The organism is Micromonospora sp. HB375, from assembly GCF_017872985.1.
Classification (GTDB): domain Bacteria; phylum Actinomycetota; class Actinomycetes; order Mycobacteriales; family Micromonosporaceae; genus Micromonospora; species Micromonospora chalcea.
The window spans coordinates 5,257,732-5,272,888 of record NZ_JAGGJO010000001.1 but is presented as its reverse complement, the minus strand read 5'-3'; the positions used below and the strand labels follow the sequence as shown (position 1 = coordinate 5,272,888).

Below are 15,157 nucleotides of genomic sequence, written 5' to 3'. Positions count from 1 at the left end.
GCCGATTCGGTCAGCCCGTCCGGTGGCGCAGGCCGTCCATCAGCAGGTCGAGCAGGCGTCCGGCCTGGGCGCGCTGGTCCGGCTCGCCGGCCACCAGGGACACCCCGCTGAGGCTGGCGAGCACGTCGGCGGCGGCCACGTCGGCGCGTACGGCACCGGCCGCCGCGCCGGCGGCGAGGAGTTCGCCGAGCGCGGCCAGCAGCAGGTCGCGGCTCTGCGCGTACGGGTTGGCGCCGGAGGCGATGACCAGCCGCAGGGCGTCGGCCATGCCCCGCTTGGTGGCGAGGTAGTCGACGAACCGGTCCATCCACGTGCGCAGCGCCACGTCGGCGGGCCGGGTGGCGAGCAGCGCCGGCGCGGCGTCGCAGAGCTTCTCCAGCTCGTTGCGGTACGCCGCCTCGATGAGCGCTTCCCGGCTGGGGAAGTGGCGGTAGAGCGTGCCGATCCCGACCCCGGCCTCCTTGGCGACGCGGTCGAGCGTTACCTCCGCGCCCGCCTGGGAAAACGCCTGCACCGCGGCGTCCAGCAGGCGCTGCCGGTTGCGCAGCGCGTCGGCGCGCAGCGGTCGGTCGGGCACGGTTCCTCCTCGGCTCGACCGGGTCGCGGGCCCGGGTCGGTGGTAACCGGAGCCTCCTCCGGTTATGCTGAGCAAGTAACGGAGGATCCTCCGCTTCTCATCGTAGCGGGCGGACATCGGTCCGCGTCGCCGTCGACAAGGATGGACCATGACAACCCCGACACCAGTCACGACCCCGTTCGACTCCGAGACCACCGCCCTGGAAGTGGTCCGCGACCTGGACCTGACCGGCCGGCGGGCCGTCGTCACCGGCGGCGCCTCCGGGATCGGCGTGGAGACCGCCCGCGCGCTCGCCTCCGCCGGAGCGGACGTCACCCTCGCCGTCCGCAACACCGAGGCCGGTCAGCGCGCCGCCGCCGAGCTCACCGGCGCCACCGGCAACGACCGGATCCTGGTCGCCCCGCTCGACCTGGACGATCTCGCGTCGGTGGCCGCGTTCGTCCGGAACTGGGACGGGCCGCTGCACATGCTCGTCAACAACGCCGGGATCATGGCCTCCCCGGAGATGCGCACCGAGCAGGGCTGGGAGATGCAGTTCGCGACCAACCACCTCGGACACTTCGCGCTGGCCACCGGACTGCGCCCGGCGCTCGCCGCGGCCGGCGGCGCGCGGATCGTCTCGGTCAGCTCGGCCGCCCACCTGCGCTCACCTGTGGTGTTCTCCGACATCCACTTCCGGCAGCGGCCGTACGACCCGTGGCTGGCGTACGGGCAGTCCAAGACCGCGAACGTGCTGTTCGCGGTGGAGGCGACCCGCCGCTGGGCCGACGACGGCATCTGGACCAACGCGCTGATGCCCGGCGCGATCCGGACCAACCTCCAGCGCTACATCACCGAGGAGGAGTTGGCCCGGATGCGCGCGCAGAGCGGTGGCGGCGCGGCCTCGTTCAAGACCCCGGAGCAGGGCGCGGCGACCTCGGTGCTGGTCGCCACCTCACCGCTGCTCGACGGCGTCGGCGGCCGGTACTTCGAGGACTGCCAGGAGGCCGGGCCGAACCAGCCGGGCACGCGGACCGGCTGGGCGCCGTACGCCCGGGACCCGGAGGCCGCCGAGCAGCTCTGGACGGTATCCGAGGAGCACCTGAAGGGCTGAGGCCGCTGACGACGAAGGGGGCGCGCGGCATGTCGCCGCGCGCCCCCTCGCCGTCTCGGATCTACAGACCCAGCTCGGCCTCGAAGTTGCCGGCCTCCAGCCGCTCCTTCACCGCGGTGAGGAAACGGGCCGCGTCGGCGCCGTCGATCAGCCGGTGATCGTACGACATGGCCAGGTAGACCATCGACCGGATCGCCACGACCTCGCCCAGCTCCGGGTCGTTCACCACGACCGGGCGCTTCACCACAGCTCCCGTGCCGAGCATCGCCGACTGCGGCGACGGCACGATCGGGGTGTCGAACAGGGCGCCCCGGCTGCCGGTGTTGGTGAGCGTGAACGTCGCCCCGGCCATCTCGTCCGGGGTGATCTTGTTGGCCCGGGTGCGCTCGGCCAGGTCGGCGATCCGCTTGGCGATGCCGCCCATGTTCAGGTCACCGGCGTTGTGGATGACCGGCACGAGCAGGCCGCGCTCGGTGTCCACGGCGATGCCCAGGTGCTCCGCGGCCGGGTAGGTGATCGTCCCGCCCTCCAGGTCCATGCTGGCCTGGACGATCGGGTACGTCTGGAGCGCCTCGACGGCGGCGAGCGCGAAGAACGGCAGGAACGACAGCTTCACGCCGTGCTTGGCCTGGAACGACTCCTTCGCCCGCGCCCGCAGCTTCGCGACCCGGGTGACGTCCACCTCGACCACGGTGGTCAGCTGGGCCGTCTCGTGCAGCGACTGCTGCATCCGCTTGGCGATGGTGGCCCGGATACGCGGCAGCTTCTCCGTCGTACCCCGCTTGGCGCTCGGCTGCGGCTTGGCGGCCGGCTGGGCCGGCGCCTCCGCCTTCGCGGCCGGAGCGGCGGCGGTCGGCGCGGGCTTGGCGGCCTTCGCCTTCTCCGCCGCCTCCAGCACGTCCTGCTTGCGGATGCGGCCACCCACGCCGGTGCCCTTGACCGAGCCCAGGTCCACGCCGTGCTCGGCGGCGAGCTTGCGCACCAGCGGCGTCACGTACCCGGCGGAGTCCTCGCCGTGCTCGGCCGGAACGCTCCGGCGCTGCGTGGCGGCCGGCGCGGCCGGCTGGGCCGCCGCCTCGGCCTTGGCCGGCTGCGCGGCCTGCTCCGCCTCGGCGGCCGGCTCGTTGTAGGCCGCGCCCGGCGTCGGCTCCTCGACCTTCGGCTCCGGCTTGGGCTCCGGCTTGGGCTCGGGCTTCGCCTCGGCCTTGGGCTCCGGCTTGGGCTCGGGCTTCGGCTCCGCCTTCGCGGGCGCGGCACCGGCCACCCCGACGATCGCCAGCACGGCGCCGACGTCGGCGGTCTCGTCCTCGGCGACCTTGATCTCCTGCAGCGTGCCGGCGACCGGCGACGGGATCTCGGTGTCGACCTTGTCGGTGGAGACCTCCAGCAGCGGCTCGTCCACCTCGACGGTCTCACCGACCTGCTTGAGCCAGCGGGTGACGGTGCCCTCGGTGACGCTCTCGCCCAGGGCCGGCATGGTCACCGGCGTGCCCTCGCCCGACGACGCCGCCGGCTGGGCCGGCTCCTCGACGGCCGGCTGCTCGGCCTCGGCGCCCGGCTCGGCGGCGGCCTCCTCGGCCTGCTGCTCCGGCTCGGGGCCGGTGCCCTCGGCGGCGGCGGTCGGCTCGGTGGCCGGCTCGGCCTCCTGCTTCGGGGCCGCGCCCGCGTCCTCGCCCTCACCGGCGATGACCGCCAGCTCGCTGCCGACCTCGGCGGTCTCGTCCTCGCCGACCACGATCCGGCTCAGCACGCCCGCCGCGGGGGACGGGATCTCGGTGTCGACCTTGTCGGTCGACACCTCGAGCAGGGGCTCGTCGACCTCGACGGTGTCACCCTCCTGCTTGAGCCAGCGCGTGACGGTGCCCTCGGTGACGCTCTCGCCGAGCCGGGGCATGGTGACCGATACCGGCATGTTCTCCAGACTCCTTCATTCCCTGGTGGGATTCTCGCCCGTCGCCGGACGCCGCGGTTGTCGTGTCAGGCGTGCGCGTGCAGCGGCTTGCCGGCCAGGGCCAGGTGCGCCTCGCCCAGAGCCTCGTTCTGCGTCGGGTGGGCGTGCACGAGCTGCGCCACCTCGGCCGGGTACGCCTCCCAGTTGTAGATGAGCTGCGCCTCGCCGATCAGCTCACCGACCCGGGCGCCGACCATGTGCACGCCGACCACCGGGCCGTCGTCCACCCGGACCAGCTTCACGTGGCCCGCGGTCTTGAGGATCTGGCTCTTGCCGTTGCCGCCCAGGTTGTAGTTGTACGTCTTGATCTTGTCGGCGCCGTACTGCTCCTTGGCCTTCGCCTCGGTCAGGCCGACCGACGCCAGCTCCGGGTCGCAGTACGTCACGCGCGGGATGCCGGCCTCGTCGATCACGGCCGGGCTCTTCCCGGCGATCTCCTCGGCGACGAAGATGCCCTGCTGGAAGCCGCGGTGCGCGAGCTGCAGGCCGGGCACGATGTCGCCGACCGCGTAGACGTTCGGCACGCTGGTGCGCAGCCGCTCGTCGGTCAGCACGTAACCGCGGTCCATCTTGACGCCCTGCTCCTCGTAGCCGAGGCCGGCGGTGTTCGGGCCGCGGCCCACGGCGACCAGCAGCAGCTCGGCCTCGACCGTGTCACCGCCCTGAATCGTCAGCTTCACGCCCTTGTCGGTCTTCTCGACCTTCTCGAACGGCTTGCCGACCTTGAAGTTGATCTTCCGCTTGCGGAACGCCCGCTCCAGCGCCTTCGACGACTCCTCGTCCTCGGCGGCGACCAGGCGGGGCAGCGCCTCGACGATGGTCACGTCCACGCCGAAGGACTTCCAGACGCTGGCGAACTCGACGCCGATCACGCCGCCGCCGAGCACGATCGCCGAGGACGGCACGCGGTCCAGGGTCAGGGCGTGGTCGCTGGTGATGATCCGCTCGCCGTCCACGTCCAGGCCGGGCAGGCTCTTCGCGTACGAGCCGGAGGCCAGCACGACGTTACGGCCGGTGTAGCGCTTGCCGTCCACCTCGACGACGTTCTTGCCGACCAGCTTGCCGGCGCCCGCCACGAAGGTGATCTTCTTGCTGCTGCCCACCAGGCCCTGCAGGCCCTTGTACAGGCGGGAGATCACGCCGTCCTTGTACGAGTTGACCGCCTTCATGTCGATGCCCACCAGCTCGGCCTTCACGCCGAACTGCTCGGACTCGCGGGTCTGGTCGGCGATCTCGGCGGCGTGCAGCAGCGCCTTGGTCGGGATGCACCCGTTGTGCAGGCACGTCCCGCCGAGCTTGCTCTTCTCGATGAGGGCGACGGAGAGGTCCAGCTGGGCGGCACGCAGCGCCGCCGCGTAGCCGCCGCTACCACCTCCGAGGATGACGATGTCGAAGGTCGTGTCGTTCGGCTCGCTCACATCCAACTCCCAGGTCGCGTCACTGCATCGGGGGTTACGGCGGAGTAACAGGCACACCCCACCTCGGTCATCTTGTCACCACCACGGACCGGGCGCGTACCGAGGTGCCCAACGACACGTCGGTGACACGTACCCTTGGCACCGTCCTCGACGACGGCTTGGGGGAGGAGTGGATTCGGTGGGGTTGTTCCGACGACGAAAGCGGGCCGCCCCGGCGAGCCGCGACCGTGCCGCCGACCGCGCCGATCTGGACCACTTGGAGAACTTCGTCCGGACCCGTAAGGGCGTCGAGGCGTACATCGAGCCCCGTACGACGGTCACCGAGACCACGATCATGCTGATCGCCGACGACGGCGAGTGGACCCGGCGGCGCGTCGGCGGGCCGGACGAGGCCCGCCGCTGGGCGCACCGGATCGCCATCCCGATCTACGACGTGCGGCTGATGGGCTATCCGCAGCGCATGCGCGACTACAACGAACGCCGCAAGCGCCGCCCGGAGCCGTTCTGAGCGGGCGCGGGCGCGGGTGTTAAAAAGGGCCCCTTCTACAACGCGAGGCGTTAAGAAGGGGCCCTTCCTTACACGTCAGCCGTTGGTGGCGACGTCCTCGACCAGGTGCACGAGCGTACGCACCGGCACGCCGGTGCCGCCCTTGGTCCAGTAGCCGGTCGCCTCGCCCGAGTGGTAACCCGGACCGGCGATGTCGATGTGCGCCCACGCCACGTCGTCGGTGACGAACTCGCGCAGGAACACGCCGCCCTGCAGCATGTGCCCGGCCCGGTCCATCCCGGCGTTGACCTGCGAGATGTCCGCGACGTCCGACTCCATGCCCTTGCGCACGTCGTCCGGCAGCGGCATCGGCCAGGCCGGCTCACCGGTCGCGTCACCGGCCACCCGCACCCGCTCGCACAGCTCCGGGGTGCCCATCACACCGGCGATCCGCTTGCCCAGCGCGATCACCTGCCCGCCGGTCAGCGTGGAGGTCTCGAACAGGTAGTCCGCGCCGTCCGCGCAGGCCCGCGCCATCGCGTCGGCCAGCACCATCCGGCCCTCGGCGTCGGTGTTCAGCACCTCCACCTTCTTGCCGTTGAACATGCTGATCACGTCGCCCGGCCGGTAGCTGGCGCCCGACGGCATGTTCTCCGCCATCGGCAGGTAGCCGGTGACGGTGACCGACGGCTTGAGCGCCGCGATCGCCAGCATGGCCGCGCCGACCGCCGCCGCGCCGGCCATGTCCGACTTCATCTCCCACATGCCCTGCGCCGGCTTGATCGAGATGCCGCCGGTGTCGAACGTGATGCCCTTGCCGACCAGCGCGACCCGCTTGCCGTTGCCGCCGCCCTCCGGCGTCCAGGTGAGCTTCACCAGCCGCGGCGGGGCCTCGGAGCCCTGGCCGACGGCGAGGATGCCGCCGTAGCCACCGGCCTTGAGCGCCGCCTCGTCCAGCACCTCGACCTCCAGCCCCGCCTCGCGGGCGGCGGCGGAGACGGCGTCGGCGAACGCCGGGGGACGCAGCTCGTTCGGCGCGGTGTTCACCCAGTCCCGGCTGGTCCGCACCGCGCCGGCTACCGCCTGCGCCCGCGCGACCTCGGCCTGGGCGGTCGCGTCGGCCGCGTCCGGCACCGCCACCAGCACCTCGGCCACCGGCTCACGGCGGGCCGGCTGCGGCTTGGTCTTGTAGCCGGCGAACCGGTAGCCGCCCAGCAGCGCGCCCTCGGCGACCGCGCGCAGCGCGGCCGGGGCGTCGGCGTCGTCGGGCAGCGGCAGGGCCAGGGCGACGCGCGCCGCGCCGGCCAGCGCCCGTACGGCGGCGCCGGCGGCCCGGCGCAGCGACTCCGGGGCCGGAGCGGCGCCCGAGGGCTCCGGGCCGAGGCCGACGGCCACGACCAGCGGGGCGGTCACGGTGCCCAGCGTGGCCAACTTGATCACCTCGCCCGGGCCACCTGTCGCGCCGAGCAGGGCCAGCGTCTCGGTCAGCTTTCCGTCGAACGCGGCGGCGATGCTCTCCCCGCCGGTGGCCAGCAGCAGGGCGTGGGCGGGTGCGCCGCTGCCCGGCTCGGTGGTCTGGCTGTGCACGCCGATCACGATCGCGTCGACGGCGAGTTCGGCGGGGTCGGTGTCGACCAGGCTGAGGGTGGTGCGGGGCGATGTCACGAAAGCTACTCCGGGCGGGCCGGGCCGGCCGCGTCGTCGCGTACCGGCGGTGAAGGTGTCTCCGGCGGCAACCTACCCGCCGGAAGGCGTGGGTGTCCCGCCGATGCGCGCCGACGGGATCCCGCCGATGCTAACCACAGTCGTCGCGGCCGGTAAGTTGCCACCCATGACCGAGGTGACCTCCGACGCCGCCGAGACCCGGCTGCGCCGCTCCCCGCTGCACGAGCGGCACACCGCGCTCGGCGCGAAGTTCGCCCCCTTCGGGGGCTGGCAGATGCCGCTGGAGTACGCCGGTGGCGGTGTGCTCAAGGAGCACACCGCCGTCCGCGAGGGCGTCGGCGTGTTCGACGTCTCGCACCTGGGCAAGATCCGGGTCACCGGGCCGGGCGCGGCGGACTTCGTCAACGCCTGCCTCACCAACGACCTCGGCCGGATCGCTCCCGGTCAGGCGCAGTACACGCTCTGCTGCGACGACGCCACCGGCGGCGTGGTGGACGACATCATCGCCTACCTGCACGCAGACGACCACGTCTTCCTGATCCCCAACGCGGCGAACACCGCCGAGGTGGCCCGCCGGCTGCGCGCCGCCGCGCCCGCCGGGGTCACCGTCACCGACGAGCACGAGGCGTACGCGGTGCTCGCCGTCCAGGGCCCGCGCTCGGCGGACCTGCTGGGCTCGCTCGGCCTGCCCACCGGGCACGACTACATGAGTTTCTCCACCGCCACGCTCGACGGGGTGGAGCTGACCGTGTGCCGCACCGGCTACACCGGCGAGCTGGGCTACGAGCTGGTCGTGGCGTCCGAGCACGCGGTCGCCGTCTGGGACGCGCTCTTCGCCGCAGCCGGCGACGTCCGCGCCTGCGGCCTGGCCGCCCGGGACACGCTGCGCACCGAGATGGGCTACCCGCTGCACGGGCAGGACCTGTCCCCGGAGATCACCCCGGTGCAGGGCCGCTCCGGCTGGGCGGTGGGCTGGGACAAGCCGGCGTTCTGGGGCCGCGACGCGCTGCGCGCCGAGAAGGCCGCCGGACCCGCCCGTACGCTGCGCGGCCTGACCGCTGTCGACCGGGCCATCCCGCGCCCCGGCATGGCCGTGTACGCGGGCGACCGGCAGGTCGGCACCGTCACCAGCGGCACGTTCAGCCCGACGCTCAAGCACGGCGTCGCGCTGGCGCTCGTCGACACCGACCCGAAGCTGGCCGACGGCGAGGAGCTGGAGGTGGACATCCGGGGCCGCCGTGCCCGGATGCGCCTGACCCGGCCGCCGTTCGTCAAGCCCTCGGTGCGCTGAGGCCGGAGGCGGATCGGCGCTCGGCGCGCTGAGCCGCGCGGGTCAGTCCTCGCCGCGCTCCCCGGCGTCGAGGACTGCCTGCGTCCAGCCGCCCTCCAGCACGCCGGTGCCGTCCAGCACCGCCCAGTCGACCACGTCCGATGCCTCCACCACCACGGGTGAGCCGATCCGTACGCTCGGGTCGGTGTTGGCGTCGCTGGCGCTCGCGCCGACGATCCGTTCCGGGCTCTCCCACGAGGTCACCCCGGCCCAGACGTACTCGGGGCCGTCGTCGCCGGGCAGCCCGTACTTGACCACGAGCTGGCTCTCCTCGGGCAGCCGCCCGGCCAGGAACCGGGCCCGGATGTCGCCGAGCGCCTCCCGGGCGGTCTCCACCGCGCGGCTCATCGCGTCCCCCGTGCGGGTGTAGCGCACGTCCGGCTGGATGCCGTTGAACAGCGTCGCGCAGGCGGCGGCGAAGTAGCGGCCGGGCGGACCCGGATGCCCGGGCGGCGGGTTGAGGCTCAGGAACGAGTCGGCGTCCGGGTCGGTGGCCGGGTCCAGCTCCAGCCGCAGCAGCACCGGCGCGGTCGCGCCGTGCTGCTCCGGATTGCCGTACGCCACGGCGATGTCGTGCCCGGTCACCGTGGCCAGCACGGGAAGCTGCACGAACGCCGGCACCTCCTCACCGGCGAGCCCGTCGGTCCAGTCCCGCAGCAGCCGCCGGGCCGCGCCGGTCATCACCGCGCCCCACGCCCGGGTCAGGTGGTCCGGCACGCCCTGGGCCTGCAACTCCAGCAGCCCGAACCGGCGCAGCCCCTTCGTGGTGAACCACAGCCCGTCGGAGTCCGAGGAGTAGGGCACCAGCACCCAGTCGACGAGCCGGATCCGGCCCTGCTCGTCGGGCAGTGAGCGCAGCGCCGCCGCCGGGTCGAGGAACTGGAGCCCGAAGACGTCCACCACGTCCCCGCCGACCGTCTCGGCGACCGCGGCGGCCACCGCGCGGGCGGCCCACTCGTGCGCGGGCGGCCAGCCCGGCCGGTACTCGGCCTGCACCACCACCAGGTGGGTGGCGGCGGCCAGCCGGGCCAGTTGCTCCTCGGTGGCGCCGAACGCGGTGAGCAGGTCCGGCGGCAGCTCGGGGAACTCGTCGACGGTACGGGTGTCGACGGTCATCAGCGGGCTGTCGAGCATCTGCTTGGCCAGCCCGTGCACCGGCTCGGCGAGCCGCCCGGCCAGCCCTTCCACTGCGGTCTTCGGGCTCACCTTGGGCAGCCCGGTGATCGGCACCAGATAGGTCGCGTCGAGCGACTCGGGCACCGGTACCGGCAGGAAGTCGTCCGTGATGAGCATGCCGTCCCCCTCGACCGCGCCGGTGCACTCGCCCCGAACGCTACCCGCCCGGACCGGTGACGCTCAGCCGGTCAGCACCAGTCCCAGGTAGGACAGCGTGGTGACGATCTCCACGAGCGCCCCGAGCACGTCGCCGGTGATGCCGCCGAAGCGGCGTACCAGGTGCCGGAGCAGCCCGGCCGCGACGGCGAGCGCGCCGAGCACGGCGAGCGGCCCCTGCCACGGACGGTCCGGGACTGCGGGCACGGCCGCCAGCGCGACGGCGACCGCGCCGAGCGCCAGCGCGCCCCACCCGACGGTGCCGGCCACGAGCGCGCCCAGGCCCTCCGGCCGCGCGGCCGGCACGCCGCGCCGGCAGGCCAGGCCGACGGCGAGCCGCCCGGCCGCGGTGGCGGCGACCACGGCGGCGAACGCGGCGAGCGCGTCCCGGCCGGCCAGCTCCGCGAGCACCGCGCTCTGGAGCAGGAGTACGACCACCAGCGCGACCACCCCGAACGGGCCGACGTCCGGCTGCTTCATGATCTTCAGCGCGGCCGGACCACGCCGGTACGAGCCGAGCGCGTCCACGGTGTCGGCCAGCCCGTCCAGGTGCAGCCCCCGGGTGAGCAGCGCGCCCAGCCCCACCGTGACCAGGGCGGCGACGAGCGGTGGCGCGAGCGCGCCGGTGAGCAGCAGCGCCCCGCCGAGTACGGCGCCGAGCAGCGCGCCGACCAGCGGGGCGAGCGCCATCGCGGTGCCGGCGGCGGCCCGGTCGACCCGGCCGGCGCGTACCGGTGCGGTGGTGAACGTGGTGAGCGCCAGCCGGATGCCGTCGGCGAGCCGCGCCTCAGTCGGCACGTCGGCCGGGGGAGACCGGCTCGTCGGACCCGATCGTGGTCGGTCCCGGCCCGGCCGGCTCCGGCTCGGCGAAGTCCGGCTCGTCGCCGGTCCGGCCGTCGCCGGTGTCGCCGTCGTCGTCGGGGCCGCCCAGCGACGGATGCGCCGGCAGCGTGGCGGCGAGCGTCAGCGCGGAGCGCAGCAGCGGCAGCGCGGCCAGCGCGGTCGCCCCCTCGCCCAGGTCGAGCCGCAGGTCCACCAGCGGGGTCAGGCCGAGCACGTCGGCGGCCAGCCGCACACCCGGACGGCCGCCGTGGTCGGGCAGCAGGCACCAGTGCCGCGCCTGCCCGGCCAGGTCGCGGCTGACCATCGCGGCGGCGGTGCCGACCGGGCCGTCCAGCAGCACCGGCACCTTACGGGCGGTGGCGCCCAGCAGGACGCCGGTGGCCAGCGCGATGTCGCCGCCACCCAGCTCGGCCAGGATGTCCTTGGCCTCGCGGGACGAGCGGCGGGTGCGGTGCAGCGCGTCGCGTACCGCCGCGCAGCGGACCATCCAGGCGGTGTCGTCGATCTCGCCCTGCTCGGTGATCACCCGGCCGAGCACGGTGGGCGGCTCCGCGCCCGCGGTGGCCGCGAGCACCGCCGCGGCGGCGGCCTCGGCGCCCGCACCGCACGCGGCGAGCACCAGCAACTGCACTCCCGCGTCGGCGGCCTGCTCGGCGAGCCGCCAGCCGTAACGCAGCGCCGCCTCCACCTCGTCGCCGGGCAGGGCCGGGCGGTCCTCGATCGGCGCCGACGTGGGCGCCTCGACGATCTGCAGGTCGGCGCGGTTCTCGGCGGCCAGCCGGGCCAGCGCGCCCCGGCCGGCGCGGGCCTGCCGGGCCCGGCGGGCCGACTCACCGGCCGGCGCGCCGGCCGACACGCCGCCTTCGTGGTCGCCCTGGATCAGCAGTACGCGCACCGAGTCCCACGGCCGCGGCATCGAGGTGCCCTGGGTGGCGGCCGCGAAGCCGACCACCTGCTCCAGCACGCCCAGACCGGCGCCGGGAAGGTCGAGCGTGGCGAGCCGGTCGACCGCCTGCGGACCGGTGTAGTCGTCCGGCATCGGCAGTTCCATGCCCGGCTGGATCACCAGGCCGGTGGCGATCATCGGCAGCGCCATGGTGGGGGCGGCCCAGTCGCCCGTGCCGGGCTCGTCGGACGCGGCCGGGGCGGGCAGCGGGGCGGCGGCCGGGGTGAGCACCTCGGGCAGCGTCACGTCCCCGGCGCCGAGGTCGGCCGGTACGGCCTGAGCCGGTGCGGTCCGGCTCGCGGCGGCTCCGGTCGGCGCGGCCTGGTCCGGCGCGGGCCGGGGTGCCGTGGCCCAGGATGTCGCGACCTGGGGCGCCGCGTCGCGGCTCGGCCCGGCCTCGGGCGACGTGCCGGCGGGCGGCACGGCGTGGGCCGGAGCGGCCGGCTTGAGCCAGGTGGTCTGACCGGCGACCACCAGCGCGACCGCGTCGCAGGCGTCGGCGACCGCGCGGTTGGCGGCGCCGAGCGCGTCAGTGAACGCCCGGCCGAGCGGCGTGGTGGGCACCAGGGACAGGCCCACCTCGGGGCTGACCAGCACCAGCCGGGCGGTGCTGGAGCGCACCGCCGCGGCCAGCTCGGCGATCGTGGCGGTGTCGTCGGCCGGCTGGTGGGCCGGGTCGAGCAGCACCGTCACCCAGCCGCCCAGGTCGTCCACGAGCAGCGTCTCGTTCGGCCCGGCGGCGGCGATCACCTCGACCAGTCGGCCCGGGTTCGCGGCCGTCTCCTCGGTGGTCCAGCTCCCCGGCCGGCGGGCGCGGTGCGTCGCGAGGCGGGCCGCCCACTCGGTGTCCTCGGGATCCCCGGCCGGGGCGGTCGCCACGTACCGGACCGTGGGCGCGTCGGCGACCAGCGACTCGGCGATCTCGGACTTGCCGGAGCGGATACCGCCGAGCACCAGGAGGGTGTGCCACCCGTCAACGGACATGCTCCGTACCTTAGATGCCGCCGCCCCGGCGGGGCAGTGAGAGGTGGCTCATCGCGGTCGGCGCTCGGGGGCCTCGAAGCGATAGTCGTTGGGATTCACGTCAACCGGCTTCGGATCCTCCTGCCAGGCTCCCTCGCCGGGACGGGCGAGAAGCGCGTCGAGCAGCTCCTCCCGGTCCATCTCGTGGGCCGCCTCGATGCCGCCGCGTACCGCCATCGCCCGTATCTCCTCGGTGTCCATCTCCCGCAACGGCCGCATGGTGTCCTCCCTCGCTGACGACGTCCGGCGTGGATACCCCGCTGGTGACGGCCGAACCTTGCGGGCACCCGCGCGTCGGCCCGCGCCGGTCGAGGGGTGAAGCGTCGTGGGCGGGCGACTAGGCTTGCGGAGGTTTGGCGTCCTGCGGGACGACGGCGGCGAGGGGAGACGCGGCATGGCGTGGAGCTGGCGGTACGAGGGCACGAACGGCGACGCGGTCGACGGGCCGGATGAGTCGTTCACGAGCCAGGCGGACGCCGAGTCGTGGATCGGCCAGACCTGGCGGGAGCTCGCGGCATCCGGCGTCACCACCGTCGTGCTGGTCGAGGACGACCGGGTGGACTACCGGATGAGCCTGCAACCCCCGGCCGAATGACCGGCTACGACCGCCCCGGCGAGCCGCTGGTCCTCGGCGTGCCCCGGGCGGCGTTCCGGCCGAGCCCGATCTTCCTGGCCCTGGTCGCGCTCTTCGTGGCCAGCGGGGTGATGGCCTGGAACCGGTACGGCAACGTCCGGTTCGACGTGTTCCTCTTCGTGGTCTCCGGCTGGCTGGTCTCACTGTGCCTGCACGAGTACGCCCACGCCGTGGTCGCGTACCGGGCCGGTGACCGGGACATCGCCCACCGGGGCTACCTGACGCTCAACCCGCTGAAGTACACCAGCCCGCTGCTGTCGATCGTGCTGCCGGTGGTCGTGGTGCTGCTCGGCGGCATCGGCCTGCCCGGCGGCGCGGTCTGGGTGGACCGGCACGCCATCCCGGGCCGGCTGCGGCACACGCTGGTCAGCCTCGCCGGGCCGGCCACAAACGTGCTGTTCACGCTGGTGCTGGTGGCCGCGGTGGCGTGGGGCCCCGAGCTGGGCGGCCCGCTGGAGTTCTGGGCCGGTGTCGGGCTGCTCGCGTTCCTCCAGCTCACCGCCAGCGTGCTCAACCTGCTGCCGGTGCCGGGCCTGGACGGCGGCAACATGCTCCAGCCCTGGCTCAGCCCCGCCTACCGGCGGATGTACGACCTGTTCGCCCCGTACGGCTTCATCCTGCTGTTCGCGCTGCTGTGGAGCCCGCAGATCAACCGGGCGTTCTTCGGCGCGGTGTTCGCCGTCGGCGACGCGCTCGGGCTGCCGCGGGAGCTGTACCAGATCGGCTACGCCCTGATCCGCTTCTGGCAGTAGCCGACCGGCCGTTCCCGGGCCGGCTCACACCGGCCCGGGAACGACGCGACGTCACGGACGCTGCGCCGGGCTCTCGGTCTTCGCCGGGTCCCGCTCGGTGACCGGCTCGACGATCTCGTCGATCGCCTTCAGCAGGTCGGCGTCGAGCTTCACGCCCGCCGCCTTCACGTTGTCGTGCACCTGCTCGGGCCGGGACGCGCCGACGATCGCCGAGGCGACGTTCGGGTTCTGCAGCACCCACGCGACGGCGAGCTGCGCCATCGTCAGCCCGGCCTGCTCGGCCAGCGGCTTGAGCCGCTGCACCCGGGTGAGCACGTCGTCGTTGAGGAACCGCGCGATGAAGTTCGCGCCGGACTTCTCGTCGGTGGCGCGGGAGCCGGCCGGCGGCGGCTGGCCCGGCAGGTACTTGCCGGACAGCACACCCTGCGCCATCGGCGACCAGACGATCTGACCGATGCCCAGCTCCTCGCTGGCCGGGATCACCTCGGTCTCGATGACCCGCCACAGCATCGAGTACTGCGGCTGGTTGGAGATCAGCGGGATGCGCAGCTCACGGGCGAGCGCGTGCGCCTCGCGCAGCTGCGACGCCTTCCACTCGGAGACGCCGATGTAGTGCGCCTTGCCGGAGCGTACGACGTCGGCGAAGGCCTCCATCGTCTCCTCCAGCGGCGTGCTGTAGTCGTACCGGTGGGCCTGGTAGAGGTCGACGTGGTCGGTCTGCAGGCGGCGCAGCGAGCCGTCGATCGACTCCATGATGTGCTTGCGGGACAGGCCCCTGTCGTTGCGGCCCGGCCCGGTCGGCCAGTAGACCTTGGTGAAGATCTCCAGCCCTTCCCGGCGCTCACCCTTGAGCGCGCGGCCGAGCACCGACTCGGCCCGGGTGCCGGCGTACACGTCGGCGGTGTCGAACGTGGTGATGCCGCTGTCGAGCGCGGCGCGGACGCACGCGAGCGCGGCGTCCTCCTCGACCTGTGAGCCGTGGGTGATCCAGTTGCCGTACGAGATCTCGCTGACCATCAGGCCGGAGCGGCCCAGGTGACGGAATTCCATGCTCCCGACCCTAGTCCTGCCCGGTGGCGACCGCCGTCCGGCGCTCCCCGCCGGGC

General features: G+C 73.9%; 14 protein-coding genes. 5 read left to right on the top strand and 9 right to left on the bottom strand.

What is annotated here, in order from left to right; translation table 11 throughout:
• Positions 1–10: 10 nt before the first annotated feature.
• Positions 11–577, bottom strand: coding sequence for a TetR/AcrR family transcriptional regulator (locus tag J3R08_RS23095; RefSeq protein WP_043329335.1), 567 nt, complete (start codon positions 575–577; stop codon positions 11–13).
• Positions 578–725: 148 nt separating this feature from the next.
• Here J3R08_RS23095 and J3R08_RS23090 point away from each other — a divergent pair, with 148 nt between their 5' ends.
• The gene (locus J3R08_RS23090) at positions 726–1,670 is read left to right on the top strand and encodes an SDR family NAD(P)-dependent oxidoreductase (protein ID WP_209962732.1); all 945 of its coding nucleotides are present in this window, start codon (positions 726–728) and stop codon (positions 1,668–1,670) included.
• Between the two features lie 61 nt (positions 1,671–1,731).
• On the opposite strand, the gene sucB is transcribed toward J3R08_RS23090, so the two are convergent.
• Both sucB and lpdA read right to left on the bottom strand, forming a co-directional pair.
• Positions 1,732–3,582 (bottom strand): 2-oxoglutarate dehydrogenase, E2 component, dihydrolipoamide succinyltransferase, encoded by a 1,851-nt coding sequence (sucB, locus tag J3R08_RS23085; protein ID WP_069088985.1) that lies wholly within the window; start codon positions 3,580–3,582, stop codon positions 1,732–1,734.
• Positions 3,583–3,647: 65 nt separating this feature from the next.
• Positions 3,648–5,039: a dihydrolipoyl dehydrogenase gene (gene lpdA / locus J3R08_RS23080; protein WP_043329337.1), complete on the bottom strand. Its 1,392-nt coding sequence runs from the start codon at positions 5,037–5,039 to the stop codon at positions 3,648–3,650.
• 178 nt (positions 5,040–5,217) lie between these two features.
• On the opposite strand from lpdA, the gene J3R08_RS23075 reads away from it, so the two are divergent.
• The gene (locus J3R08_RS23075; RefSeq protein WP_113972556.1) at positions 5,218–5,547 is read left to right on the top strand and encodes a hypothetical protein; all 330 of its coding nucleotides are present in this window, start codon (positions 5,218–5,220) and stop codon (positions 5,545–5,547) included.
• Positions 5,548–5,622: 75 nt separating this feature from the next.
• Here the strand turns inward: J3R08_RS23075 and J3R08_RS23070 are convergent, their stop codons facing one another.
• Positions 5,623–7,191 carry a leucyl aminopeptidase gene (locus tag J3R08_RS23070; protein ID WP_064448300.1) on the bottom strand — a complete coding sequence of 523 codons (1,569 nt, stop codon included), beginning with the start codon at positions 7,189–7,191 and terminating at the stop codon, positions 5,623–5,625.
• A 166-nt stretch (positions 7,192–7,357) separates the two neighbouring features.
• Between J3R08_RS23070 and gcvT the strand changes: the two genes are divergently transcribed.
• A complete protein-coding gene (gcvT, locus tag J3R08_RS23065; RefSeq protein ID WP_209962730.1) occupies positions 7,358–8,482 on the top strand; it encodes a glycine cleavage system aminomethyltransferase GcvT in 1,125 nt (374 codons plus the stop codon).
• 42 nt (positions 8,483–8,524) lie between these two features.
• Here the strand turns inward: gcvT and J3R08_RS23060 are convergent, their stop codons facing one another.
• The 4 genes from J3R08_RS23060 to J3R08_RS23045 all read right to left on the bottom strand — a co-directional run bounded on the left by J3R08_RS23060 (position 8,525) and on the right by J3R08_RS23045 (position 12,884).
• Positions 8,525–9,814 carry a DUF2314 domain-containing protein gene (locus J3R08_RS23060; RefSeq protein WP_043329341.1) on the bottom strand — a complete coding sequence of 430 codons (1,290 nt, stop codon included), beginning with the start codon at positions 9,812–9,814 and terminating at the stop codon, positions 8,525–8,527.
• Between the two features lie 63 nt (positions 9,815–9,877).
• On the bottom strand, positions 9,878–10,651 hold the full coding sequence (locus J3R08_RS23055) for an adenosylcobinamide-GDP ribazoletransferase (RefSeq protein WP_209962729.1): 774 nt from the start codon (positions 10,649–10,651) through the stop codon (positions 9,878–9,880).
• Positions 10,641–12,626 (bottom strand): bifunctional adenosylcobinamide kinase/adenosylcobinamide-phosphate guanylyltransferase, encoded by a 1,986-nt coding sequence (locus J3R08_RS23050; protein WP_187693323.1) that lies wholly within the window; start codon positions 12,624–12,626, stop codon positions 10,641–10,643. Before J3R08_RS23050 ends, J3R08_RS23055 begins: the two co-directional genes overlap by 11 nt.
• Positions 12,627–12,674: 48 nt before the next feature.
• The gene (locus J3R08_RS23045) at positions 12,675–12,884 is read right to left on the bottom strand and encodes a hypothetical protein (RefSeq protein ID WP_018785377.1); all 210 of its coding nucleotides are present in this window, start codon (positions 12,882–12,884) and stop codon (positions 12,675–12,677) included.
• Positions 12,885–13,059: 175 nt separating this feature from the next.
• On the opposite strand from J3R08_RS23045, the gene J3R08_RS23040 reads away from it, so the two are divergent.
• Positions 13,060–13,260: a hypothetical protein gene (locus J3R08_RS23040; RefSeq protein WP_043329344.1), complete on the top strand. Its 201-nt coding sequence runs from the start codon at positions 13,060–13,062 to the stop codon at positions 13,258–13,260.
• Entirely contained in the window at positions 13,257–14,051 is a 795-nt protein-coding gene (locus J3R08_RS23035; protein WP_043329346.1) for a site-2 protease family protein, read from the top strand. Before J3R08_RS23040 ends, J3R08_RS23035 begins: the two co-directional genes overlap by 4 nt.
• 51 nt (positions 14,052–14,102) lie before the next feature.
• Here the strand turns inward: J3R08_RS23035 and J3R08_RS23030 are convergent, their stop codons facing one another.
• Positions 14,103–15,101: an aldo/keto reductase family protein gene (locus tag J3R08_RS23030; protein ID WP_030500117.1), complete on the bottom strand. Its 999-nt coding sequence runs from the start codon at positions 15,099–15,101 to the stop codon at positions 14,103–14,105.
• Positions 15,102–15,157 lie beyond the last annotated feature (56 nt).